The sequence below is a fragment of the Xanthobacter sp. BG11Y11_SDJG genome (genome assembly GCF_057364445.1).
This window is the reverse complement of record NZ_JBNFNU010000821.1, coordinates 1-723: the sequence shown is the minus strand read 5'-3', so window position 1 is coordinate 723 and position 723 is coordinate 1. Positions and strand designations below refer to the sequence as shown.

The 723-nt window shown below is 68.6% G+C and carries 2 protein-coding genes; both read left to right on the top strand.

Going from position 1 to position 723, the window contains the following annotated elements; all coding sequences use genetic code 11:
* Positions 1–18 precede the first annotated feature (18 nt).
* Positions 19–540 (top strand): tyrosine-type recombinase/integrase, encoded by a 522-nt coding sequence (locus AC2W7M_RS26760; protein WP_331253177.1) that lies wholly within the window; start codon positions 19–21, stop codon positions 538–540.
* Positions 443–673, top strand: a complete 231-nt coding sequence (locus AC2W7M_RS26755) for an integrase (RefSeq protein ID WP_188079666.1) — start codon at positions 443–445, stop codon at positions 671–673. The genes AC2W7M_RS26760 and AC2W7M_RS26755 overlap by 98 nt, the downstream gene beginning before the upstream one ends.
* The last annotated feature ends 50 nt before the right edge of the window (positions 674–723 follow it).

Genomic DNA, 723 nt, shown 5'->3' with positions numbered 1-723 from the left:
GCCGCGTTCGGACCGGCCATCCTGCTCCTGGCCCGACTGGGCCTCAGGGCCAGCGAAGTCGCCAACCTCGACTTCGATGAGATCGACTGGGTGACAGGCCGCATAACCCTTGCTGGCAAGGCGCGGCGTGAGGAGCGCCTGCCGCTGACCCAGGAGATCGGGGACGCCATCCTCGCCTATATCGAGCGGGCGCGGCCACGGATCGCGACGACGCGGGTGTTCCTGACGGACACGGCGCCTGTCCGCCAGCTGAGCCGGATCGCCGTGAAGTGCATCGTGCGCCGCGCCCTCGACCGGGCCGGCGTCAAAAGTGTCCATCGCGGCGCCCACGTTCTGCGCCACTCCGCCGCGACGTCCATGCTGCGCAGCGGCCGAGACCTGCTCATCGCTGCGTGGTCGGAGCGTCTCGCCACATCAGCTCCGGCACAGCTGCGCGGTCGTCATGCTGCAGGCCACCCACGACATCCGGAAGGTTGCCCTGTGGCTTGGTCATGCCGACATCCGCACGACGGAGGCCTATCTCCGCATGGACCCCTCTGAAAAGCTGGAAGCGATCGAGGCGGTCATCCCGCCGGAGCTCAGGCGCGGCCGGTTCAAGGCACCGGATGCGCTGATCGCTTCCTTGCTCTCGGACCTGGAGGCACCGGCCGGATCGGAACGGGTCCGCACCTGAAGCGGCTCTCTCGCCCAATCGCCCCGGTCCTGCACCGGCATCGTGTTCGA

Bases quoted from the DNA above. Each gene is read 5' to 3' on its own strand.
- AC2W7M_RS26755 (WP_188079666.1), top strand. From the start codon at position 443: ATGCTGCAGGCCACCCACGACATCCGGAAGGTTGCCCTGTGGCTTGGT.